A 21,957-nucleotide genomic window follows, 5' to 3' on the forward strand; every position below is an offset into this window, starting at 1 on the left:
GACAACTCGGTCGACAACTCGGTCGACAACTCCGGACAGGACAACTCGACTGACAACTCCGGTCAGGTCAACACCGATGTCGATGTGGACACCACCGTCGACACCGGCCTGTTCTGAGCCCAACCGCACAACGCCACTGGCGGGGATCAATCCACGATCCCCGCCAGTCGGCACGTCTACCGTTGACTCACCGGCCCACCCGGACGCGAGGACTTCATGACCCAAGGCAACGACCCACGACCGGCCAGACAAACGAAGGCCGGCGAGCCGGCCAAACAGACTTCACCCGGCGAGCCGGCCAAACAAACAAGGGTCATCGTCGAGCTGATCGACCACACCAGCAGGATCGCCGACGCCAACGATCGTGCCGATCTGGTCGAGCGATTGGCCAAGGCCAAGGACCGCATCACAGACCCGCAGATCCGGGTGGTGATCGCCGGACAGCTCAAACAAGGCAAGAGCCAGCTGTTGAACTCGCTTCTGAACGTTCCTGTCTCGCGGGTCGGTGACGACGAGAGCACGGTGCTGCCGACCGTGGTGACCTACGGCGAGACCGCCGCCGCCAAGCTGATCGTGGCGCGCGGCGAAGGTGAGGAACCCGAGGCCGTCGAGATCTCGATGGCCGACATCAAAAACGATCTGCGCCGGGCGCCGCAAGCCCACGGGCGTGAGGTGATCCGGGTCGAGGTGACCGCGGCCAGCCCGCTGCTCAAGAATGGACTCGCGTTCGTCGACACCCCAGGCGTCGGCGGGCACGGTCAACCCCATCTGTCGGCGACGCTGGGCCTGCTGCCCGACGCCGATGCCTTGCTGATGTGCAGTGACACCAGCCAGGAGTTCACCGAACCTGAGATGACGTTCATGCGGCAGGCCTTCGAGATCTGCCCTGTCGCAACGATAGTCGCGACCAAGACCGATCTCTACCCGCACTGGCGCCAGATCGTCGAGGCCAACAAGGCGCACCTGCAACGCGCGGGTGTCACCGTCCCGATGATCCCGGCCTCCTCGCTGCTGCGCAGCCACGCGATCGCGCTCAACGACAAGGAACTCAACGAAGAGTCGAACTTCCCGGCCATCGTGAAGTTCCTGAGTGAGCAGGTGCTGGCGCTGCAGAACGGCCGGATCCGCGACCATGTGGTCAACGAGATCTATTCGGCTGCCGAACATTTGACGCTCAAGGTCAAGGCCGAGCTGTCCGCACTCAACGACCCCGACACGCGGGATCGGCTCAAGGAGGACCTCGAACGGCGCAAGCAGGAGGCCCAGGATGCGTTGCAGCAGACAGCATTGTGGCAGCAGGTACTCAACGACGGGATCGCCGATCTGACCGCAGATGTCGACCATGACCTGCGCGGGCGGTTCCGTATCATCGGCCAACACATCGAGAAGGTCATCGACACCTGCGACCCGACGCATCACTGGGCCGAAATCGGAGCCGAACTCGAGAACGCGGTCGCCACGGCCGTGGGCGACAACTTCGTCTGGGCGTACCAACGAGCCGAGGCGCTGGCCGCAGACGTCGCGCGCACGTTCGTCGAGGCGGGTCTCGACGCGGTCAGCATGCCCCAGCTCGACCCCAGCCGGATGGGCGCCAGCCTCGGGGAGATGAAGTCTGTGGGCAAGCTGGAGGCCAGGCCGGTCCGTGCGGGGCGCAAGCTGACCATGGGGATGCAGGGCTCGTACGGCGGCGTTTTGATGTTCGGCATGATGACGTCGTTCGCGGGTCTGGGCATGTTCAACCCGATCTCGCTGGGGGCGGGTCTGCTGATGGGGCGCACGGCGTACCGCGAGAACATGGAGAACCGGATGCTGCGGGTCCGCAACGAAGCCAAGACCAACACCCGCCGCTTCCTTGACGACACGCAGTTCGCGGTCGGCAAGGAATCGCGCGACCGGCTCAAGGCGATCCAGCGGCAGCTGCGCGACCACTACCGCGGCATCGCCAACCAGACCTCTCGATCACTCAACGAGTCGCTGCAGGCGACCATCGCCGCCGCGCAGGTGCAGGAGGCCGAACGCAGCGGCCGGATCAAGGAACTCGAGCGCCAGCTGAACATCCTCAATCAGGTCACCGAGCACGCCACCAAACTGATGCCACCCGAATCCGTGCCTGAACCCGTCGGGACCACGTAGCCGCGGCGGTGCATAAGCTGGACTCTTGGCTATCGCCGAACGCCGGAGGGCAGCCAGGAGCATTGGTGGGCAGCGCGAGATGAGCACGAGCGACCAGGTACGCGCGATCCTGGGTGGAACCATCCAGGCGTACCAGGCCGATCCTGCATATGCTCATCGCCCCGATGTGCACAACGAGCTCGAACGCATCGGCGGTCGGCTCAACCAGCCGATCCGGATCGCGCTGGCCGGCACGCTCAAGGCGGGCAAGTCTACGTTGGTGAATGCGCTTGTGGGCGAGGATATTGCGCCGACCGACGCCACCGAGGCCACCCGGATCGTGACGTGGTTCCGGCACGGTCCCACACCGAAGGTGACCGCGAATCATCGCGGCGGCAGGCGATCCAACGTGCCGATCGGGCGCGATCCCAACGAGGGCGGGCTGACGTTCGACTTCGCCACGCTCGACCCCGAGGACATCGTCGACCTCGATGTGGAGTGGCCGGCCGCCGAGCTGATCGACACCACGATCATCGACACTCCGGGTACGTCGTCGTTGTCCCGCGACGTCTCGGAGCGCACTCTGCGCCTGCTCGTACCCGGGGACGGGGTGCCAAGGGTCGATGCGGTGGTCTTTCTGTTGCGGACGCTGAACGCCGCCGATATCGCGCTGCTCAAGCAGATCGGCGAGCTGGTCGGCGGTTCGGCGGGCGCCTTGGGCGTGATCGGCGTGGCCTCTCGCGCCGACGAGATCGGGGCAGGCCGCATCGATGCGATGCTGTCGGCCAAGGATGTCGCGACGCGGTTCACCGCCGAGATGGAGCGGACCGGGACGTGTCAGGCGGTGGTTCCGGTGTCCGGCCTGCTGGCGTTGACGGCACGGACGCTGCGGCAGAGCGAGTTCGTCGCGCTGGAGAAGTTGGCCGGGGTGGACGCCGCCGAGCTGACCAAGGCGATGCTGTCGGTCGACCGCTTCGTGCGCGACGACAGCCAGTTGCCGGTGGATGCGGCGACGCGGGCGGCACTGCTGGACCGGTTCGGCATGTTCGGGATCCGCATTTCGATTGCGGTGCTGCGCGCCGGTGTCAGCGATTCGGTGGCGCTGGCCGACGAATTGTTGGAGCGCAGCGGACTGGTGGCGTTGCGAGAGGTCATCGATCAGCAGTTCGGGCAGCGGTCGGATCTGCTCAAGGCGCACACCGCGTTGCTGTCGCTACGGCAGTTCGTGCAGGCCAACCCGATCTACGCGACGCCCTACATACTGGCCGATATCGACCCGCTGCTCGCGGACACGCACGCGTTCGAAGAGCTCCGATTACTGAGCCAGTTACGTTCGCGGCCAACGACCTTGAACGACGACGAGATGGCCTCGCTGCGCCGGATGATCGGCGGTTCGGGTACCGACGCGGCCAGCAGGCTCGGACTGCAGCCGGACAACCCGTACGACGGGCCGCGCGCGGCGTTCGCGGCCGCACAGCGCTGGCGCAGGCGCGCGGAACATCCGTTGAACGACCCGTTCACCACCAGGGCGTGCCGGGCGGCGGTCCGCAGCGCAGAGGCGTTGGTGGCCGGTTACGCCGCACGCGGGCGGTGAGAGCGTCAACGACCGGAGCGGTCGAGTATTCGTTGCTCGAACAGGTCGGCGCCGAACGATGTTCCCCCCGTCGCCGCAAATCCCGCTGCGACCCGCTTGGCACCCGCGGTCATCGTCATGGCTTCGCGAACTTTGAGACGCAGCCGTGCCGCTGACAACTTTTTCGCGGGCAGTCGCGTGCCGCATCTCGCCACTTCGACGCGCCTTGCAACCTCGAACTGGTCGCGTCCGAAGGGCACTGCGCACACCGGTACGCCGTGCTGCAGTGCCTTCTGTGTCACACCCATTCCGCCGTGCGTGATCGCGCACACGGCTCGGTCCAGGACTGCTTTGTGAGGGACCATTCCGCACACCGTCGCGTTCGGCGGAATGCTCATGTTCTTCGGCGGTCCAGTCGGGACGGTAGCCACCACATGCACCGGCTCATCGGCTAACGCCACAAGAGCTGTCGCAACGAGGTCGGTGTCGGCTTGCGCTTCCGACGACGTCGCGACGAGGATTAGCGGCTGGTCGATAGACTCCCTCCAGTCGGCACTGGCGTCCGAGGCAGGGTCGAGTGCGCAGGGCCCGATCATGTGGACCGCATCACCCCAATCGGTCTGCTCATACTGGAACGGCTTGCCAGAGGCGACAAACATCAGCGGTGCCTGACGCAGGTACTCATCGGTCGTCGTCACCGGTGGTAGGCCTACATCGGTACGGATGCTGTTGATCGACGGCAACATCACCTTTTCGATGGATTTAGTGACCACTGCTTCTATCACCGAATCACGGGCCCGGCCGAAGATTCCCTGCATCGGTTTGAGGCCTAACCCGAAGGGCGGCACTCCGCGGGACCGCATAGGCGGTGTGTACGGCGAAAAGCACGCCCATGGGATCTCACCGGCCTCGGCCGCCGAGCGCGCCCCCCAGCAATTCACATCGATCAGTAGAGCATCGGGCTTGACGCCATCGATCGCGGCGGCGAGGTCGGTGACTTCGTGCGCGGCGCGTCGACCGAAGGCCGCGACACCGACCTGCAGGGCTCGGCGAGGATCGGTCATGTCGCCGTCGCCGAGCGGGATGCTTTCGATGCGGGGGTCGATCGGGGCGGAGTCGAAACCCAGACGTGTGGCCATGTGGACCACGCTGGACAGCGTGCGGAGATGGATGGTGTGGCCGCGGCGCGACAACTCGATGCAGAGTGCGCTGATCGGCATCATGTGCCCCAACGCGGGGGATGTGTATGCCAAGACTGTGGCCATCTCTCACACCGTCTCAGCCTGCGCAGTCGATTTGCTTGCGAACCGGTGTGCTTCTGCCAGTCTGCCTCGCGCGTCTAACGTTTCGCACAACTCGAGGTACCGGCCCGCGAGATCCAAGTAGTCAGCCGAGCGGCCTTCGACCTTCGCCAGTAGGGCGCGCGACTTCATCCACCACATATCGAGAGCAGGCGCGCCGGGGCGTTCGTCGTGCCACTGAGCGACGATTCGATGTGCCTCCGCGAGATCATCTGCTGTTCCTCGCTCGACCAGGAGCTCGACTAGAGCTTCTTGCGCGACTACACCGAAAACCGGTGCACACCCTTTGCTCTGCGCCCGGACAACTCGAAGCTCACTGATCGCTTGGTCCAGTTTCCCCTGGCCCGCGGCATCCATGGCGAGATCTCTGCCGATCGTGGTCAATCCGACTACCCCAACCCGGTACTTGTTGATGCCCGCCCGCGCTTTGCGGAGCGCATCTATTGCCTTCCCGCGGTGCTCCTCGCCCGCGCGCAGCAATACCGTGCCGTACGTCCATCGCGCGATGACGATGCCGCAGGCATCCCCGAACGCCGTCGCGCGACTGAGCGCATCATATGTGTTATCGACCAAATGGCCTGCTTCGCAGAGGCCGAGCGTCACCATGACCGCCCAATAAACCTGCACCGACGCATAGTTGATGGGAGGTAGCGAGCGCGCTTGCCGATACCCTTCTTCGAGGTGCCGGCGGCCCGTCTCGGACTCGCCTAGACACGCTTCGATCACCCCTCGAAGTGCTACGGCGGGGGCGACTTCAACGGCCGGCGCCTCTGGTAGGAGGTTGACAATTTCGGTGACTGTCTGCAGAGCAGCTTCGAACTCGCAACTCGCGAATTGGGTAAAGGCTATTGCGTTCAATATGATTCCACGCGTCGCAGCATCGAGCTCGATACTGGATGCTAACGCATCCAGGTGTGGCAGCATCGCCGCTGCATCAGAGACGCGGAAGTCGTTGACCGTCAGGGAGAACATCCGTCCGGCCGTGCCGAGAGCGAGCGACTTCAGGTCGCCCGCCGCCATCGCCAGATCACGAAAGTCTTCGTACCGCTCATCGGTATCGGAGGCATCGCCGACGTACAGTAGTGTCGACATCAGCATCGTCCGGGGCGCGACGCGCATTGCTATGACGTCACTGTCGTTGTCGGGCAGTCGATCTGCGATGCGACGTGCGTTCTCCCATCCCGTCCGTGCCGCTGCCAGATCCCGCGGTCGGAGCCATTCCGACGCCCGCATGTGCCACCGATACGCACTCGAGAGCTCGCCCGCCGCTTCGAGATGGGTCGCGATCAGTGCCGCATTCTCGTCGGCGGCACTTGGGTCGCGTGCTTCGATGGCGGCCGCAAGTCGACGATGCGCTCGGCGGCGGGTTGCGCTCAGCTGCGAGTCGTAGGCGACCGCGCGCACCAGCGGATGATGGAAGCAATAGCGTTGCTGCGGAACAAATTCCGTCTGGTCGATCATTTCGGCAGCCACCAGCTCAGCCAAGCCCGCTGTTACCGCCTCTGCGCGCAGTATCCGGAGGGTGTCGATGTCGAACCGGCCACCGATCACGGCCGCCGAATTCAGAATCGCCTTGGCGTCGGCGGACAAGCGGTCGATTCGAGCCGCGAGCACGGCCTGGACCGTTGCTGGAACGGATATTTTGCCGATATCCGCGATCAGGCGATAGCTTCCCCGGTTTCCGGTCAGTGCCCCGCGGCCGGCGAGGTCACGAACGATTTCCTCCATGAAGAACGGGTAACCGGCCGCCGCGTCGGCGATCCGCTTCGCGACACCGGCAAGCGATGGGTCAGTGCCCAGAAGCTGGCCTAGCAGCTCCAAAGATTTCGAATTCGTAAGCGGCTCCATTGTCAGCTTGTGCTGAGAATGGCGGTGTAATGCACCATGGAACTCGGGACGGTAGGTTGTCACTAACATCGACGTCGTTCCCGCGAGTCTGCCAGCGAAATCGGCGAGGATAGCGTCGCTGGGCTCGTCGATCCAATGCGCGTCGTCAAGAACGAACAAGAATCTGCCCGAATGCGCCTGCACGGCAGAGCCCATCACTTCGGCCAGTCTTCGCCGCCGTCCGTCGACACCGATGTGCAGAGCAGTTGCTTTCGGGTCCGAGATCCCCGCCGCGTCGAAAAGTATTTGTGCGTCCAACGAGTCAGGATCGAGTCCCGCGCACGTCGCCAGGATGTGCTCGCGAGCGTCGGCATCACTCTGTGCCTCGACGTCGAACATGGCGCGCAGCAACCGCGTCACTGCACGGAACGCGAGCTGTGTGGTGTGTGCTTCGCAGCGGGCGACTACCACTCGGGCGCCTTCGTTGGCCGCGACCGCGCCGAACTCCCGGATGAGCCGGCTTTTCCCGACGCCGGCGCCGCCGACGATTCCGACCAGCGATCCCCGTCGCGCGGCGAAGAGGTTTTGTAGTCGATCCAGCTCGGCGTGGCGGCCGAGCATCGGTCCTTCGTTGCGGCCCAGTACAGTCTGGTCGGTTTCAACGGTGAGGATCTCTCGTGCAGTCACCGGTTTGTCACTGCCTTTAACCGCGATCGCATGGCGCGGGCCGAGCCGCACTGCGTCTTCGACGAGCTGGGCCGTCGACAAAGAACACAGCACGGTGTCCGGCGCAGCGGCCGCCTCCATTCGTTGAGCCATTCCGACGGGATGACCGATTGCCGTGTAACTGCCTGGGCCCGAACCGACTTCACCAGCGATGACATCACCGGAATTCAGGCCGACACGCAGACGCAGTGCGACGGCGTCCCGATTTCGCACTTCCGTCGCGAGCTCTCGGGCTGCCGACTGGATCTCAAGCGCTGCGGTGCAGGCCCGCAGTGCGTGATCTTCGAGAGCCCTTGGAGCGCCGAACAATGCCATCAAGCCGTCGCCGGTGAACTTGTCGACGGTTCCCTGGTAGCGCTGCACCACCGCCCCAGCGCGGTTGAACAGCTCATGCATGATCTCTTGCAGGCGCTCGGCATCGAGCCGCGCCGCGAGTTCCATCGAGGCGACCACGTCGGCAAACAGCACCGTTACTTGCTTGCGTTCACCCACGGGCTGCTGCTGGGTAACCCGGTCTCCGCAGGCGTCGCAGAAGCGCGCTCCGGCGCGGAGGTCATGGCCACACGACCCACACCGATCGGCGATCTCACTGGACGGACTGGCCATCCCCCGATATCTCCTGCGCCGTCAATTTCCGAAGTGATCATCGCAAATCTCTCGGCGAAGCGGCGGATAACCGAGAAGTCGGCGCAGCGGCAGCTTGGCCCGGCCCTTGCGCGGCACCGACTATGGAGCCGGCGTCGCCGTCACCGTCTCGGTCACCGTTTCGGTGCTGGTTTCGGTGCTGATGCTCGTCGTCGGCGGCGGAGTGGTCGTCGTGGTGGTCGTTGTGGTGGTCGGCTCCGTGGTGGTGGGCGCCACCGGTGGCGCGGTGATGGTCTCGGTCACGGTCTGGGGAGACACCGTCGTGGTGGCGGTGGTCCGCGCCGTCGTCGTCAGCGGCGTCAGCGACGTGGGTTCGGTAGTGGAGTCATTACCGCTGATCAGGCTGGCCAGGCCCCACACGATCAGGGCGACGAGCAGGGCGCCGATCGCGCCGAATGCGACCAGCGCAGCGGGCTTGCGGTACCAGGGAACCGGCTCCTCGGGCGGCACGCCGGGGCCGCCGTCGCCGTAATTGATGTACGCCGTCGGTTCGTTGTCCGGATGGTTCGGGTCGGGAGGTCCGTATCGCGCCACGGCCACCGATAGTAGGCGCTCAGGGGTACGGATAGAGCGTGCGCGTCACATTCGTCCGGGGTCGGCGCGTCGTGCGGGTCGTGGTCCGGTCCACGTCAGCCTCGCTCGTGGGCGGTCGTTCGCTGCTGGTCGTCGTCTCACTGCTCGAGGTCGTCTCGCTGCCGGAAGTCGTCGTTTCCGAGGGCGGCGGGTCGTTGATCTCCGTCGTCTCGGGAGGGCTGGTGGTGGCGACCGTTCCGGTGGTCGCGGTGGTGGCCGTCTGGGTCTCGGTCGGGGTGAACGTCGGCTCCACGTAGTTCAGCGGCGCCTGGGCCGGCTCGCTGGACCGGTCGGCAACGAAGGAGACCGCCAACACCAGGAGCCCGATCGCGACCAGGCCGAGCAGGCTTGCGCCGACGACTTCCGGCGTGCGGTTGTACCAGGGCTGCTGCGGCGGGTCCCCACCGCGGTCGTGGTCGTTGCTGTTGCCGCCGGGCACGGCCACTGATCGTAGGGCCGCGGGCCCGTGTGCGCCCGCTCAGCGAAACTGCGGAAGCACTTCGCGGGCGACGAACTCCAGGTGGGCGAGGTCTGACATATCGAGAACCTGCAGGTATATGCGTTGCACGCCGGCCTGGAGGAAAGGTCCCAGCTTGCCGGCGATCTCGGTGGCCGTGCCGACCGTCGGGGAGTTGCTCCGCAATTCGTCGACCTCGCGGCCGATCGCGGCCGCCCTGCGGGCGATCTCGCCGTCGTCGCGGCCGGCGCACAGCACGAACGCCGCGGAGTACGTCATCGAATCGGCGGAACGCCCAGCATCGGACACGGCCGCGGCGACGCGCTCGAACTGGGTCTTGACCGTGTCCAGTCCTACGAACGGGACATTGAACTCGGTGGCGTATTTCGCCGCTAGCGCCGGCGTCCGCTTGGCGCCCTGACCGCCGATGATCACAGGCGGGTGCGGCGACTGCGCGGGCTTGGGCAGGCCGGGAGAGTCGACGACAGTGTAGTGCCGGCCGGAGTAGTCGAACGTCTCACCCTGCGGCGTCGTCCACAGACCGGTGATGATCTGCAGCTGTTCGCTGAGCCGGTCGAATCGTTCGCCAAGCGACGGGAACGGGATCGCGTACGCCTGGTGTTCGGCCTCGAACCAGCCCGCGCCGAGGCCGAATTCGACTCGGCCCCCGCTCATCTCGTCGACCTGGGCGACCGATATCGCAAGAGGGCCCGGATATCGGAAGGTCGCGGAGGTCACCATCGTTCCCAGCCGGATCGTGGAGGTCTCGCGCGCGATACCTGCCAGCGTGACCCAGGAGTCGGTCGGGCCCGGCAGGCCCTCACCGCTCATGGCCAGGTAATGGTCGGATCGGAAGAACGCGGAGAAGCCCAGATCTTCGGCGGCTCGCGCGACGGCGAGCTGGTCGGCGTAGGTGGCGCCCTGCTGCGGTTCGACGAAGACGCGGAAGTCAGGCGATGAGCTCACACACGCCAGCTTAGGCACGATCGGCGGGTTACAACCCCCGCCGGTTTCCGCGCACCGACTCGACGGTCGCCGGGTCGCCGTCGAAGTCGAGGCGCACTTCGTCGCGACCGGAGATGAACAACAGCAATTCCTGCGCTTCGCCGACGATGGTCAGCGGTTGGCCTTTTCCGACGACCGCCAGCACCTTGCCCTGCGGCGTCTTCAGCGTCATCCGCGCGGGCGCCTTTGCCAGCGTCATCTTCGCCATCAGCGGCAGCGAACGCGTCAGGGCGCTGACCGTGCCGTCGTCCAGAGGCCTTGGCTCCCAACCGGATCGCGCGCGACGGACGTCCTCGTGGTGGATGTACATCTCGCCCATGTTGGCGACCGGGTCGAGCAGCTTGAACGGAGAGTACAGCGGCGGGCCCGAGGCAACCTTGTCGAGTAGTTCCTCCCACTCGGACCCCTGGGCCGTCTGCCGCTGGACCCTGTCGGTGTAGCCGGCGAGCGCGGGGACCATGATGCCCGGCGTGGCGTCGAGCCTGCGCTCGCGTACCACCAGGTGCGCGGCGAGATCGCGCGTCGTCCAGTCCCCGCACAAGGTGGGGGCGTCGGGCCCGACCTCGCGCATGGTCTCGACGAGTGCGGCGCGTTCCCGTTGTGCGGCGGTCATCTCTCCACCTTAGGGACGGCCGCTCATTACACACCCCACTTGACCATCTCGCGGCCGGGGTGGGCCTCGTGCCATGCAGCGATCGCGGCGTCCCAGTCCTCGCCGTCCAGTTCCGTGAGCGAGGCGGGGAAGATTCCGTCCTCTTCCTTGCGGGTGTGCTCCCAGAGGTCCTCGACGGCGACGCGCATGGCCCGCTGATCGGCCGTTCGGGTCAAGTCGACGTTGGCGAGGAGTTCGGCGAGATCCCGGTGCTCGCGAATAAGGGGCTCGATGTGTTCGGTGAACAGCTCATCGCGCGAGAGCACCTTGAACAGGCCCTCCTCCTCGCCGCGCCAGTGGGACTCGAGTTCCTCGGCCATTTCGGCCAGCAGGCGTCGCGCGGTGTCGAGGTCGCCGCGGTCGATGCGCCGGACGGCCTCGCCGCCCAGGTTGAGCACGTAAGCATGCTCGGCGATGTAGTCGCGAATCAAGGGTATGTCGCGGCAACCGCAGTATTGGCACATCCTCCGCGAGGCTACGCCGTGCAGCGGGCGATGTCGCTCCTGGAACAGCCATCGGAAGCGGGGCATGAGCGTGGCCTTGATGTGCGAAGTTCCCGGAGCGAGACTTGACCCGAAGCCCGCAGGGGTCTGCTGGCCAAGGCGGTAGGTGAGGCCGAGACCCACCGAAGCTGGGTGCGCCGATACAGCTCATCAGCTGAGCGGGCCGAGTTCAGCGGCCACATCGCCGCACCCGAGTCCATGGGGGCAGGTGATAGCTGACCTCCGGTACACAGACCGCCGTGCGACCGATCCGTCGAATCTCAGGTGTAGATGACATGGACGCGGTCGATACGCCCCTCGAACGGGAACGGGGCGCGTTCGCGGTAATCCAGCGAAACCGGTGAACCGAGGCAGGTACCGATGTCGAGGCAGTCGTTGGCGGTAAACAACAGTGGAGCGCTCACTGGAACCTGTCCTGTCGCAACGGTTTCACCTCCGACAAACAGAGTGATGTCCAGTGGTCCGGCGGGTCGCTGTTCGGCGTAGCGGGTCTGCACCGAGATCGTCGTGTGCCCCGGCGGCATCTTCGCGCGCGATCGAATCTTCGTGCGCTGCAGGATGAACAGGTTGTACTCGTAGCAGAGGTACCCGTCGTCGAGGTAGCAGGTCAGCCCTCCGGCCGCCGCCCCGAGTGCATACAGCACGCCGTTGGCGTCGGGGGGCAGGTCGGCGTCGATGGTGAGGACATTGTTCGTGTTGCCCAGTGCGGGGGCGCAGAACTCCGGCATGCGCACCATGTCTCCGGAGAACACCCATTCCCGGTAGGGCGGAGCGATCCGCAACTCGGGGTGATAGACGGGCACCCACAATCCGCCGCCGATTGGGAGCACCGAATTGCGCGCAGCCTCGATGGCAAACATCTCGCGCATCTGGGTCAGCTTCTCGGGCTGTTGTTGCGCCAGATCTTCGGCCTGCGACCAGTCCTCGTCGAGGTGATAGAGCTCCCAGGCGTCAGCATCGGGTGTCCAGGTGGCAATGCCCTCGGGCTGTCCTGGCACCCACGGGAGCCGCGGCCCGCGGGCACACGCCAGCCACCCCTCGTGATAAATGGCGCGGCTGCCCATGATCTCGAAGTACTGGGTCTTCTTGCCGCCAGCGGCGTCACGATCGGTCAGGGTGGCGGCGAAACTGGCACCGGCCAGCGGGATCTGAGGTTCACCGTTGACCACTCGCGGCGCAGTGATGCCGACGATGTCGTAGATGGTGGGAACGATGTCGTTGCAGTGCAGGAACACATCACGTGGTGTGGAATCCGCGGCGATCTTGGCTGGCCACTTGACCGCCATCGGATTGCGGGTTCCACCGAGATGAGAGGCGAGCAGTTTCATCCCCTTGTACGGCGTGCTGCCGGCCCACGCCCACGCGGCGTGGTACTGATTGTCGACCAGCGGCGAACCCAGCACGTCCAGACCGCCCAGCTGGTCGAGCGCATCGATGTGCTGGCGCACTGTTGTCGGAATCCCGTTCTGTGCCAACAGTTCGGCGATCGTTCCGTTCTGCCCTTCACCCGACGAACCGTTGTCGCCCCAGATGTAGAGGAACAGCGTGTTGTCGCCGTACCCCAGCGCGTCCAGTTCGTCGGCGATACGGCCGACCTGGACGTCGACGTGCTCGGCGTAACCGGCCGCGACCTCCATGAGGCGGCGTTGGAACGGCTTCTCGTCCTCGGGGATGCTGTCCCAGGAGGCCAGCGAGTCGTCGCGCTCGGTGAGCTTGCAGTCAGGAGGCAGCCAGCCCTTCTCCTTGGCCCGGTCGAACACCCGCTGCCGGTAGGAATCCCAACCGTCGTCGAACCGACCCGCGTACTTGTCGGCCCACTCCTTCATGATGTGGTGCGGGCCGTGCAGGCAGCCGCTGGCCCAGTACATGAAGAACGGTCTTTCAGCCCTGAACGCCTTGTGCCGACGCAACCAGGAGATCGCGTCGTCGGCTAGGTCCTCCGACAGGTGATACCCCTCTTCAGGGGTCCGCGGTGGGGCGACGACGGTGGTATTGCGGACCAGATGCGGCTCGTACTGCGAGGCCTCTCCCGCGAGGAACCCGTAGAAGTACTCGAAACCCAGACCCGTTGGCCAGTTCTCGAACGGCCCGGCGGCAGTGGTCTCCTCGGCGGGGGTGTTGTGCCATTTGCCGAACGCGGCTGTGGCGTAACCATACTGCTTGAGCACCTCGGCCACCGTCGCGCTGGAGCGCGGGATCTTGCCGGCGTAACCGTCCCAGTCGTTGGCCAGTTCGGCGATCTGGCCGTTGCCGATCTCATGGTGGTTGCGTCCGGTCAGCAGCGACGCGCGGGTCGGTGAGCACATCGCAGTGGTATGGAACCTGTTGTAGGACACACCTTCCGAACAGACCCGATCCATGGTGCCGGTGCGCACTTCGCCGCCGAAGGTGCTCGGTAGGCCGGGGCCGGCGTCGTCGATGAGCACGATCACGATGTTGGGTGCGTCGTCGTGCAGGCGCCACGGGACCACTCGCTGGGCGTACGTCGACTCCTTCAGCGTGCGCCCGGCGACACTCGCCGACGGGGTGGGAGGAAACGGTAGTGTCTCACCCCACGGCAGCTTCGGAGCGACCATCTCGGTGTCAGCGCGTTCGGGCATGGTTGTCCTTCCCCGGTTCCGACTCATCACCCTAGACACTGGGGGCCGTGGTCACCGCAGGAACGGATTGTGTTCCGGCAGCGGCTTGATCAACGGATCGAGCAGCGCAGCGGATTGATCGATGGTGAGCACGTCGGCCGGGTCGAGCACGATGAACTCCCGTGCGGTCTCGTCGTACTCCCACACGTCCTCACCGACGAGTAGTCCGTCGGCATAGGGCCAGATCATGTGCTCGGCGGTCTTGACCAAGTAGGTGGCCTCAGGATCGGCGGGCACCCCCTCGGCCGCCAAGATGGCGCCGGGGGTCTGTTGATAGATGAACGACGTCGACACGATCATGTCGTCGCTGATCGCCAGCTTCTCGTCATCGGCATAGAAAACGCACTGCGCCGTATCTCGCCATTGCCGGTAGAGCGTCTTGACGGCATCCGCGCCCTCGACGGTCACAGTCTTGCCGAGCATACTGAAGTGGTACACGGGTTTCTCGACCGTCATGTCCGGGGCGAAGATCTCCTCGTACCGGCCAGCCATCTCCAGGTAGCGGTGCCGGTTGTAGGCGTGCAGCAGGTAGAGATGACGGGGGTTGTCCGTGGTCTCGATCAAGCGTTCCACGGCCCGGTTGGTCTGGGTGATGTCGAATCTGCTCATGGTGCGTCCTTTCAGGTTGTGGCGAACAGGTTTCGAAGGATGGTTTTCTTGAACTTGCCGGTGGCGGTGCAGGGGATCGCTTCCATGAACTCGAACCGGTCGGGCAGTTGCCACTTGGCGAACTCCTGGGCCAGATGGTCGCGCAGTTCATCGGCCGACGCCCGCCCGCCGTCGCGGAGCACCACGACGGCCAGTGGGCGCTCGCCCCAGCGGTCGTCGGGCACCGCGATCACGGCGGCCTGCGCGACGGCGGCGTGCGACATGAGCTGGTTCTCGAGGTCCACCGAGGAGATCCACTCGCCGCCGGACTTGACGAGGTCTTTCGACCGATCGCAGATCCGGATGCAGCCGTGCGGGTCGATCCGCACCACGTCCCCGGTGCGGAACCAGCCGTCGGGTGTGAAGCTCTCGGCGCCCCGCCCGCCGTGGTAACTCGACGCCACCCAGGGACCGCGCACCTCCAACTCGCCCATGGCGGCGTCGTCCCAGACGATCAGGGCTCCGTTGTCGTCGCGCGCCCGGATCTCGAAGAACGGGGTGGCGACACCCTGCCGGGTGCGATGGCCATACTGCTCGTCACGCTCGCTCTCGAGGAGGTGCCCCGGCAGCCGGCAGACCGCTCCCAGCGGTGCGGTCTCGGTCATGCCCCACGCCTGCACGACAGTCAAGCCGTGGCGGTCGAACCCCTCGAACATCGACCGCGGCACGGCCGCGCCCCCGACGATCAGCCGGTCCAGCTCCGAAAGGTCCCACCTGTCCGGTTCGGCGTCGAGTGCCGCGAGCATCCCCGTCCACACCGTCGGCACACCCGCCGTCATCGTGACTCGTTCAGCGGCACACAGATCGAGCACGCTCTCGGCATCCAGCCGCGGCCCCGGCAACACCAGGCGAGCGCCGGCCAGCGCCGCAGCGTACGGCAAGCCCCACGCGTTGGCATGAAACATCGGCACGACGGGAAGGATTGTGTCGTGTGCCGATACCGCCAGCTGGTCGGGCAGCGCGGCGACGAGCGAATGCAACGTAAGCGCTCGGTGGGAATACACGACCCCCTTGGGCCGCCCGGTGGTGCCGGATGTGTAGCACATCGCCGCCGCGCGGGACTCGTCGAGGCGGGGCCACTCGACAGGCTCGGCGTCGGCTATCAGCGACTCATAGTCCAGCGTGCCCGCCGGTGCTTCACCGGTGTGCGCGACGACGATGACATGTGTGAAAAAGTGCGCGTCGCGGAAGCTTTCGAACACCTCCAACAACGACTCGTCGACGATTATTACGTTGTCCTCGGCGTCACCGACGATGAAGCCGAGTTCGTCGGGGAACAGCCGCGGGTTGAGTGTGTGGATGACCGCACCCATGGCGGGAACCGCGAAATACAGTTCGAGGTGTTCGCTCTGATTCCAGAGCAGTGTGGCCACCGGTTCGCCCTCGCGAACGCCAAGTGCCGACAGTGCCCCGGCGAGTCGCCGCGCCCGACTCACGCAGGTGCCGAGGGTCGTCCGGCTGATCGCCCCCGAGGGGCGGCGAGACACTACCGGCTGGTCGGCGTGGAACCGTTCGGCCCGTTCCACGATGGCGGTCAGCGTGAGCTGGTAATCGTCCATGCTGTTGCTGCGCAGCGTGTATGCGGTCATTTGGTCGCCTCCCTGCTCTGCGGCACAGTTGAATTCGCCGCATGGGCGGCGTCACGCAGCTCGTCCAGGCCGGCGCGCAGAGCGTCGAGGATCGGCCACGGGTCGTCGACGAGTTCGCGGTCGACGACGATGCCGAACTCGAGCGAGTCCTGGTAGCTCATCACGGTGATGTTGATGCCGATTCCGTCCAGAACCCCCGAAACCGGGAACTGCGCGCGTTGGCGGGCGCCACCGAGGTACAGCGGGGCCGACGGGCCCGGGACATTCGAGATCATCACGTTCGCAGGCTGATTCAGCCCGCGCAGGCCGGCCAGCCGCGACGTCGCCCTGGCCGCCTGAGCGAACAGCGCCGGCGGGATGAAGTGGTTGGCGTCTTGCAGCAGCGATGCGGGCAGCGCACGGTGGCGCTCTTTGGCGTCGCTCATCGCCTCGTTGATGCGGCATAGCCGCACAACCGGATCGGCCTCGTCGGTGGGCAGGGCGGTCAACATCACAGAGACCCGGTTGCCGAAGGTGCCGCGCTGCTCCGGGGTTCGCACCGACATCGGGATGAAGCTGGCCAGCGGCTCGTCGGGCAGCTCGGACTGGTCAGCGAGCCAGGACCGCAGACCTGCGGTGCAGATGGCCAGGACGACGTCGTTGACGGTGCACCCGAACGTGTTCTTGACGTCTTTGACCTCGCCGAGTGGCAACGAGCCGAAGGCGACGCGGCGGTGCGGTGACACGCGGGCCTGAAACCGGGTGCGCGGCGCGGAGATGTCGCAGCCCCGCAGAGTCGCGGCGCCCCCCCCGCCCCGCAACGCGCGCTTGACCAACCGGCTGCTGCGCGCAACGGCCTTCACGCCGGGCAGGTGCCGAATGGTCGGCACATCGTCGAGGTGTGGCAACGCTGTCGGGCCTGCGCGCAGCACCCGAAACGGCTGGCGCAGCAGGCCCACCAGGCCGCGGCCCAGCATTTCCACCTCCGAGGGGAAGCTCTCGGCGAGGACCTCCGGCGCGGGTCCGCGCGCGCGACCCGTCGTGTCGTCCGTCGTGTCGTCGAGCAGGATGCTCATCACCTCGGCGCCGGACACGCCATCGACCGCGGCGTGGTGCATCTTCGTCAGCACCGCGACACCGCCGTCGGCGAGGCCGTGGATCACGTACACCTCCCACAGCGGGCGGGCCCGGTCGAGTTGGCGGCCGATGATTCGAGCCACCTGCTCGGCGAGCTGGCCCGCGTCACCCGGTGACGGGAGCGCGAGTTCACGGACGTGGTACTCGATGTCGAAAGTGCCGTCGTCCACCCAGTACGGGTAGTCCAGAGCGAACGGGACCTGTGCGAGCCGCCAGCGGAAGGTGGGCAAGAGATGCAAGCGGCTGCCGATGACGTCACGGACGAGGTCGGCATCCAGTGGCAGGCCGGTCGCGGTGTGCGACTCGTAGACACCGAGGACGCTGACGTGGCCCTGCACGCGAGCGTTTTCCATGGCCAGAAACTGGGCGTCGAGGCTGGTCAGTTGTCGCATACGACGATGGTCGTCCGGGCTGGCCCCGGCTTTCTTGTCTGCGCGCGCCAACGTTGTGCCCGGCCGTTGTGGATTTTGCGTATCACCGGTGGCCGGCGGCGATACCGTTCTCTGCATGGAGCTGGCCTGGGCGGGCGCGCAGGGTGAGGACCGACGTCGGGTGTGGTCGTCGGTGCTGTGTCCGTCGGCCACCGAACTCGCGGCGCGGGCGAGTGAGATCTCCGCTGCAGTCAACGATTTCACCAGCGAGCGGCTGCCCGAACTGCTCGCCAGCGCCGAGGCACTCGAAGTGAACCGGGCGAGTACCGAGGCCAGTATCCGAGATTTCGCCGAAGTGCTGCTGGCCGGTGCCGATCCCGGCGAGGCGGCGCGGCTAGCATCGCCGACGCTCGCCTACGCCCTGGACGGTGCGCAACACGCCATCCCGTTGGCCACCCTGATGCGCAGCTACCGGCTCGGACACGCTGCGACCGCCCAACACTTCACCTCAATCCTGGAAAGCCACGCGCGCGACGCCGAGGAGTTGATCCTGGCAACGGAATTGAGTTCGGAGTGGATGTTCGCCTATGTGGACGCCGCGCTGTGTCTGGTGGAGGAGGCCTACACGGCAGAGCGCGACCGATGGCTGCGCAGCGCCGCGGCGAGCCAGGCCGAGACCATCGGCACCATCCTGGCCGGTGCGCCGATCGACACCGAGGTGGCGAGCAGGCGGTTGCGCCACGACGTCCGCCGAGTGCACGTTGCGGCGATTGCTTGGCTGGACTCGCATGAGGAGGGCCGCAACACCCAAGCACTGCTGGAGTCAGCCATCCGCGACATCGCCGCGGCGATCGGTGACCAGAAGCCACTGGTGCATCCGCTCGGCATCCTTTCGGCCGCGGCGTGGATCGGCTCGCACAGCGAGGTCCCGCCGAAAGTGCTCGACGAGTTGCGCTTTCGCACCGTCACGGCGCCAGGGGTACGGATCGCGGTCGGGGAACCAGCGCGCGGCATCGCGGGTTTCCGGAGCAGTCACGTCGAGTCGCTCGAAGCCCAACGGGTCGCCCGGCTAACCGGGCGCCCCCCGGGCAGTGTCACGCGTTACCACTCGGTCTCGCTGCGTGCGCTTGCCACCGTCGACGCCGACCAGGCGGCGACGTTCGTGCGACGCGAACTCGGCAAGCTGGGGGCGACGGATGAGGCGACCCGCCGGCTGGCCGCGACGCTGCGGACCTACCTCGAGGAGAACGGCAGCCGCGGACGGACCGCCAAACGGCTACACGTGCACGAGAACACCGTCGCCTATCGGATCCGTCAGGCCGAGGAACTGCTGGGGCGTCCGGTGGACAAGCGCACCCTCGAGTTGCGCGCCGCACTGGCCCTCGTTGAGCTGGTCACCTAGGCAGCATCGCCTCGCGCACCTGCCCGACGCCGGCCAGTCGAGCGACCTCACCTATCAAAACCGGTGCGAGAGCGCCGAATCCGACAAGCAGTCGCACGCCGGCCGGCGCGACCGTCGTCTCCGGTCTATTCCGCTCCACCGCCTGGGCTACCGCTCGCGCGACTTCCTTCGGTGTGCTCGTGCCGAATCCGCGCGGAAGGGTGACGCCCGTGTCGGCCAACATCCCGGCGTCCCGGATCGGTCCGGGGAAGACGGTCGAAACCCCGACGCCCGTTCCGTGCAGTTCCTGCCGCAGGGCCAGGCCGAGGCCCCGCAAGCCCCACTTCGTCGCCGTGTAGACCGAGCCGTTGCCCGGGGTCGCGATGAGCCCCGCTCCCGAGGAGATGAACACGATATGGCCGCGCCCGCGTCGCTTCATCGGGCCCACCGCCGCTCGTGCGAGAGCCGCCGGAGCGAGAAGGTTGACGCGGATGGCATCGGCGATCTCGGCGTCGCTCAGCATCGCCAGGTCTTCCGGGATGCCGACGCCTGCGTTGGCGACGAGCACGTCGACCGGACCTGCGCGGTCCATCAGGTCGCGCACCTGATCGAGGTCGGTGAGGTCGGCGGTGAGCCCCCGAGCGACCGGTCCAAGCTCGCCGACCAGCCGCTTGAGCTCCAGCTCGCGTCGGCCCGTGACCGTCAGCGAACAGCCGCGCGCGGCCAGTTCTTGTGCGATCGCGTGGCCGATTCCACCCGTTGCACCGGTCACCAGGGCGTGTCGGCCCGCCAGCTGCGTCATTTCGTCATCTCGGCGGTCCGGGCGGCAACCCACCGCGCCAGCGGCGGAGCCCAGCGCGAGAGCGCATACATGGCGTGCGCCTCGGCGGCGATCGGCGCCACGGCGCGGTCTCGGTCGACTGCGCGCAGGGTGTTGTGTGCGACGCGCTCGGGTGAGTACCCGCGCTTGCGGTAGGTCGACGCGAGCCGGGCGCGGCGCTCGTCGAGGTCGCCGTCGCCTCGGATCGGGCTGTTCTGCGTGATGGCGGTGTCGATGATGCCCGGGCACACCGCCGTGACACCGATGCGGTGTGGCCTGAGCTCCATCCGTAGAGCTTCCGACAATCCGAGGACGGCGAATTTCGTTGCGCTGTAGGCGCTCAGCTGTGGATTAGCCAACAGGCCCGCGGCCGAGCAGAGGTTGACGACGTGGCCGCCGCGGCCGCGCTCAATCATGGTGGGCAGGAAGGCGTCGCAACCGTGCACGACCCCCATCAGGTTGACGCCGACCAGCCACTGCCAGTCCTTGGCGCTGGTGTCGAAGAACCCGCCGACCAGTCCTACGCCCGCGTTGTTGATCACCATATCCACCCCGTCGAAGCGGTCGAACGTCGTGTCGGCGAACGCGGACATCTCCTTGGCGTCGGACACATCGACACGGCGGGTCAGCACCTGTGTTCCCCGGCTTCGAGCCGCGTCGGCGGTGTGGGCCAGACCGGCGTCGTCGATGTCGCAGAGCGCGAGGTGGGCGCCGCGTTCGGCGCACAGCCCCGCCAGCTCGCGACCGATGCCGCTGCCGGCGCCGGTGATCACCGCCACCCGGTCGGTGAGGTCTGCGGTTCTGAGTCGGGAGCTCGATCGAGGCATGGCGACCAGGTTATGGCCGTGGCGTCGTGGATCGCTCGTGCGAAGCCGCCAACTGGTCCCTTGTCCCTTGTGGGGCAACGACAATGGCAACGCACGCCGGCGCCTCTCACGTCAGGTACCGAATGAGATGAGCACGGATGAGGGCCATGGCTTCGCGAGCAGTATCCGTTTGCTTCCTCGTGAAGCCGTGGTCGATGCCGGGGAAGCTGCGGTGGGTGGTGGCCACACCTTGGCGAGCGAGTTCTGTGGCCAGCGCGTCACCTTCGGGTCCGAGCGTATCGAATGCGCCGGTCAATATCAGGCTGGGCGGCATGGCTTCGGCGAGGGCGGTGTCGAACACGGGGGAGGCCAGTGGTTCGCGCCGGACGCTCGGGCCGACGACATAGGCCTCGATGGCCAGGCGTTGAATCGTCGGAGAGATCCGCGGCCGCTTTTTGGCCGACGTTCGATCGAAGCGCGAGAGGTCCGTGACCGGAAACGCCAGAAGTGCTGCCCGCCAATCCAGCTCATCGTCTACCCGTGATTGCTGGCACACGTTCACCGCAAGCTTGGCGCCTGCGCTCGCACCCGAGAGTGACATGCTCGAGGTGTTCCAGCCATAACGGGAACCCTCGTGGCGCAACCACCGTGCGATGTCATAGCACTGCTGCTCAGCCACCGGGTACTGGGCCTGGGGCGCGGTGGCGTAGTCGGGCAGTACCACCACGGCGCCGACCTCGGCCGCGATGTACTCGGCGAGGTACTCCTCCTGTCTGGGGTTACGCACGATGAACGCGCCACCGTGCAGGTGCAGGGTAACGGGCGGACCACCGCTGGCATCGGCCAACGGCGCCGCCGGATGCGGCAGGTAGATCAGGCAGCCGACGCTGCCGTGACGGGTGGGCACGTTGATGCGGCCGGGCCCGGCGATGTGGCGCGAGGTGAACCGGAAACTGCGCGGGGCAGGAACGAGCGGAAGCAGGCGCTGTGCCGAATACGCGGCCAGCCAGGTACCTGCGCGGCGCCTCGGACGTGTGGGCATCGCTCAGGCGGCCGTGTTCGGGAGGTGCTTACGCGCCGCGCCGAGGGCATGGACTGCGGTGACCGCCGCCCGGATCAGTACCGGCGAGAGTGTGAACAGGCAGATCAGGGCGGCCGATATGTACAACGACACGGTGACTCGTTTCCTCCGCGCACGGTCGGCAGTGCGGTC

At 66.4% G+C, this 21,957-nt stretch carries 18 protein-coding genes; 3 read left to right on the forward strand and 15 right to left on the reverse strand.

Annotated elements, in window-relative coordinates; all coding sequences use genetic code 11:
* Positions 1-216 precede the first annotated feature (216 nt).
* The gene (locus A5759_RS18500; RefSeq protein WP_082962192.1) at positions 217-2,133 is read left to right on the forward strand and encodes a dynamin family protein; all 1,917 of its coding nucleotides are present in this window, start codon (positions 217-219) and stop codon (positions 2,131-2,133) included.
* Between the two features lie 79 nt (positions 2,134-2,212).
* Positions 2,213-3,706, forward strand: coding sequence for a dynamin-like GTPase family protein (locus tag A5759_RS18505; protein ID WP_068200151.1), 1,494 nt, complete (start codon positions 2,213-2,215; stop codon positions 3,704-3,706).
* A gap of 5 nt (positions 3,707-3,711) precedes the next feature.
* On the opposite strand, the gene A5759_RS18510 is transcribed toward A5759_RS18505, so the two are convergent.
* The 11 genes from A5759_RS18510 to A5759_RS18560 all read right to left on the reverse strand — a co-directional run bounded on the left by A5759_RS18510 (position 3,712) and on the right by A5759_RS18560 (position 17,758).
* Positions 3,712-4,950, reverse strand: coding sequence for a glycosyltransferase (locus A5759_RS18510; RefSeq protein WP_068200154.1), 1,239 nt, complete (start codon positions 4,948-4,950; stop codon positions 3,712-3,714).
* Positions 4,951-4,953: 3 nt separating this feature from the next.
* Positions 4,954-8,031 carry an adenylate/guanylate cyclase domain-containing protein gene (locus A5759_RS18515; RefSeq protein WP_231984694.1) on the reverse strand — a complete coding sequence of 1,026 codons (3,078 nt, stop codon included), beginning with the start codon at positions 8,029-8,031 and terminating at the stop codon, positions 4,954-4,956.
* A 234-nt stretch (positions 8,032-8,265) separates the two neighbouring features.
* Entirely contained in the window at positions 8,266-8,718 is a 453-nt protein-coding gene (locus A5759_RS18520) for a hypothetical protein (protein WP_068200159.1), read from the reverse strand.
* A 19-nt stretch (positions 8,719-8,737) separates the two neighbouring features.
* Positions 8,738-9,196, reverse strand: coding sequence for a hypothetical protein (locus A5759_RS18525; protein WP_082962207.1), 459 nt, complete (start codon positions 9,194-9,196; stop codon positions 8,738-8,740).
* A 39-nt stretch (positions 9,197-9,235) separates the two neighbouring features.
* Positions 9,236-10,180 carry an LLM class F420-dependent oxidoreductase gene (locus A5759_RS18530; RefSeq protein WP_068200165.1) on the reverse strand — a complete coding sequence of 315 codons (945 nt, stop codon included), beginning with the start codon at positions 10,178-10,180 and terminating at the stop codon, positions 9,236-9,238.
* 28 nt (positions 10,181-10,208) lie between these two features.
* Positions 10,209-10,832: a TIGR03085 family metal-binding protein gene (locus A5759_RS18535; protein ID WP_068200168.1), complete on the reverse strand. Its 624-nt coding sequence runs from the start codon at positions 10,830-10,832 to the stop codon at positions 10,209-10,211.
* 26 nt (positions 10,833-10,858) lie between these two features.
* On the reverse strand, positions 10,859-11,335 hold the full coding sequence (locus A5759_RS18540; protein ID WP_068200172.1) for a hemerythrin domain-containing protein: 477 nt from the start codon (positions 11,333-11,335) through the stop codon (positions 10,859-10,861).
* A gap of 299 nt (positions 11,336-11,634) precedes the next feature.
* Positions 11,635-13,974: an arylsulfatase gene (locus tag A5759_RS18545; RefSeq protein WP_082962193.1), complete on the reverse strand. Its 2,340-nt coding sequence runs from the start codon at positions 13,972-13,974 to the stop codon at positions 11,635-11,637.
* Between the two features lie 51 nt (positions 13,975-14,025).
* Positions 14,026-14,622: a hypothetical protein gene (locus A5759_RS18550; RefSeq protein WP_068200175.1), complete on the reverse strand. Its 597-nt coding sequence runs from the start codon at positions 14,620-14,622 to the stop codon at positions 14,026-14,028.
* Between the two features lie 11 nt (positions 14,623-14,633).
* Positions 14,634-16,250 (reverse strand): long-chain fatty acid--CoA ligase, encoded by a 1,617-nt coding sequence (locus A5759_RS18555; RefSeq protein WP_082962194.1) that lies wholly within the window; start codon positions 16,248-16,250, stop codon positions 14,634-14,636.
* Entirely contained in the window at positions 16,247-17,758 is a 1,512-nt protein-coding gene (locus A5759_RS18560) for a wax ester/triacylglycerol synthase family O-acyltransferase (RefSeq protein WP_068200178.1), read from the reverse strand. The genes A5759_RS18555 and A5759_RS18560 overlap by 4 nt, the downstream gene beginning before the upstream one ends.
* Positions 17,759-17,873: 115 nt before the next feature.
* Between A5759_RS18560 and A5759_RS18565 the strand changes: the two genes are divergently transcribed.
* Entirely contained in the window at positions 17,874-19,139 is a 1,266-nt protein-coding gene (locus A5759_RS18565) for a CdaR family transcriptional regulator (RefSeq protein WP_068200181.1), read from the forward strand.
* Here the strand turns inward: A5759_RS18565 and A5759_RS18570 are convergent.
* The 4 genes from A5759_RS18570 to A5759_RS26490 all read right to left on the reverse strand — a co-directional run bounded on the left by A5759_RS18570 (position 19,132) and on the right by A5759_RS26490 (position 21,918).
* On the reverse strand, positions 19,132-19,920 hold the full coding sequence (locus tag A5759_RS18570; protein ID WP_068200184.1) for an SDR family oxidoreductase: 789 nt from the start codon (positions 19,918-19,920) through the stop codon (positions 19,132-19,134). The genes A5759_RS18565 and A5759_RS18570 overlap by 8 nt on opposite strands.
* Positions 19,917-20,765: an SDR family NAD(P)-dependent oxidoreductase gene (locus A5759_RS18575; protein ID WP_068200186.1), complete on the reverse strand. Its 849-nt coding sequence runs from the start codon at positions 20,763-20,765 to the stop codon at positions 19,917-19,919. The genes A5759_RS18570 and A5759_RS18575 overlap by 4 nt, the downstream gene beginning before the upstream one ends.
* 106 nt (positions 20,766-20,871) lie before the next feature.
* Entirely contained in the window at positions 20,872-21,786 is a 915-nt protein-coding gene (locus A5759_RS18580) for an alpha/beta hydrolase (protein ID WP_068200190.1), read from the reverse strand.
* 3 nt (positions 21,787-21,789) lie between these two features.
* Positions 21,790-21,918 carry a hypothetical protein gene (locus A5759_RS26490; RefSeq protein WP_255392536.1) on the reverse strand — a complete coding sequence of 43 codons (129 nt, stop codon included), beginning with the start codon at positions 21,916-21,918 and terminating at the stop codon, positions 21,790-21,792.
* Between the last annotated feature and the right edge of the window lie 39 nt (positions 21,919-21,957).

The sequence above is a fragment of the Mycobacterium sp. 852014-52144_SCH5372336 genome, from assembly GCF_001665615.1.
Classification (GTDB): Bacteria; Actinomycetota; Actinomycetes; order Mycobacteriales; family Mycobacteriaceae; genus Mycobacterium; species Mycobacterium neumannii_A.

Coding starts and splice junctions, on each gene's coding strand:
- A5759_RS18510 (WP_068200154.1), bottom strand. CDS start 4,950: ATGGCCACAGTCTTGGCATACACATCCCCCGCGTTGGGGCACATGATG.
- A5759_RS18540 (WP_068200172.1), bottom strand. CDS start 11,335: ATGTGCCAATACTGCGGTTGCCGCGACATACCCTTGATTCGCGACTAC.
- A5759_RS18570 (WP_068200184.1), bottom strand. CDS start 19,920: ATGACGCAGCTGGCGGGCCGACACGCCCTGGTGACCGGTGCAACGGGT.
- A5759_RS18580 (WP_068200190.1), bottom strand. CDS start 21,786: ATGCCCACACGTCCGAGGCGCCGCGCAGGTACCTGGCTGGCCGCGTAT.
- A5759_RS18565 (WP_068200181.1), top strand. CDS start 17,874: ATGGAGCTGGCCTGGGCGGGCGCGCAGGGTGAGGACCGACGTCGGGTG.
- A5759_RS18555 (WP_082962194.1), bottom strand. CDS start 16,250: ATGACCGCATACACGCTGCGCAGCAACAGCATGGACGATTACCAGCTC.
- A5759_RS18560 (WP_068200178.1), bottom strand. CDS start 17,758: ATGCGACAACTGACCAGCCTCGACGCCCAGTTTCTGGCCATGGAAAAC.
- A5759_RS18505 (WP_068200151.1), top strand. CDS start 2,213: ATGAGCACGAGCGACCAGGTACGCGCGATCCTGGGTGGAACCATCCAG.
- A5759_RS18575 (WP_068200186.1), bottom strand. CDS start 20,765: ATGCCTCGATCGAGCTCCCGACTCAGAACCGCAGACCTCACCGACCGG.
- A5759_RS18500 (WP_082962192.1), top strand. CDS start 217: ATGACCCAAGGCAACGACCCACGACCGGCCAGACAAACGAAGGCCGGC.
- A5759_RS18535 (WP_068200168.1), bottom strand. CDS start 10,832: ATGACCGCCGCACAACGGGAACGCGCCGCACTCGTCGAGACCATGCGC.
- A5759_RS18550 (WP_068200175.1), bottom strand. CDS start 14,622: ATGAGCAGATTCGACATCACCCAGACCAACCGGGCCGTGGAACGCTTG.
- A5759_RS18545 (WP_082962193.1), bottom strand. CDS start 13,974: ATGCCCGAACGCGCTGACACCGAGATGGTCGCTCCGAAGCTGCCGTGG.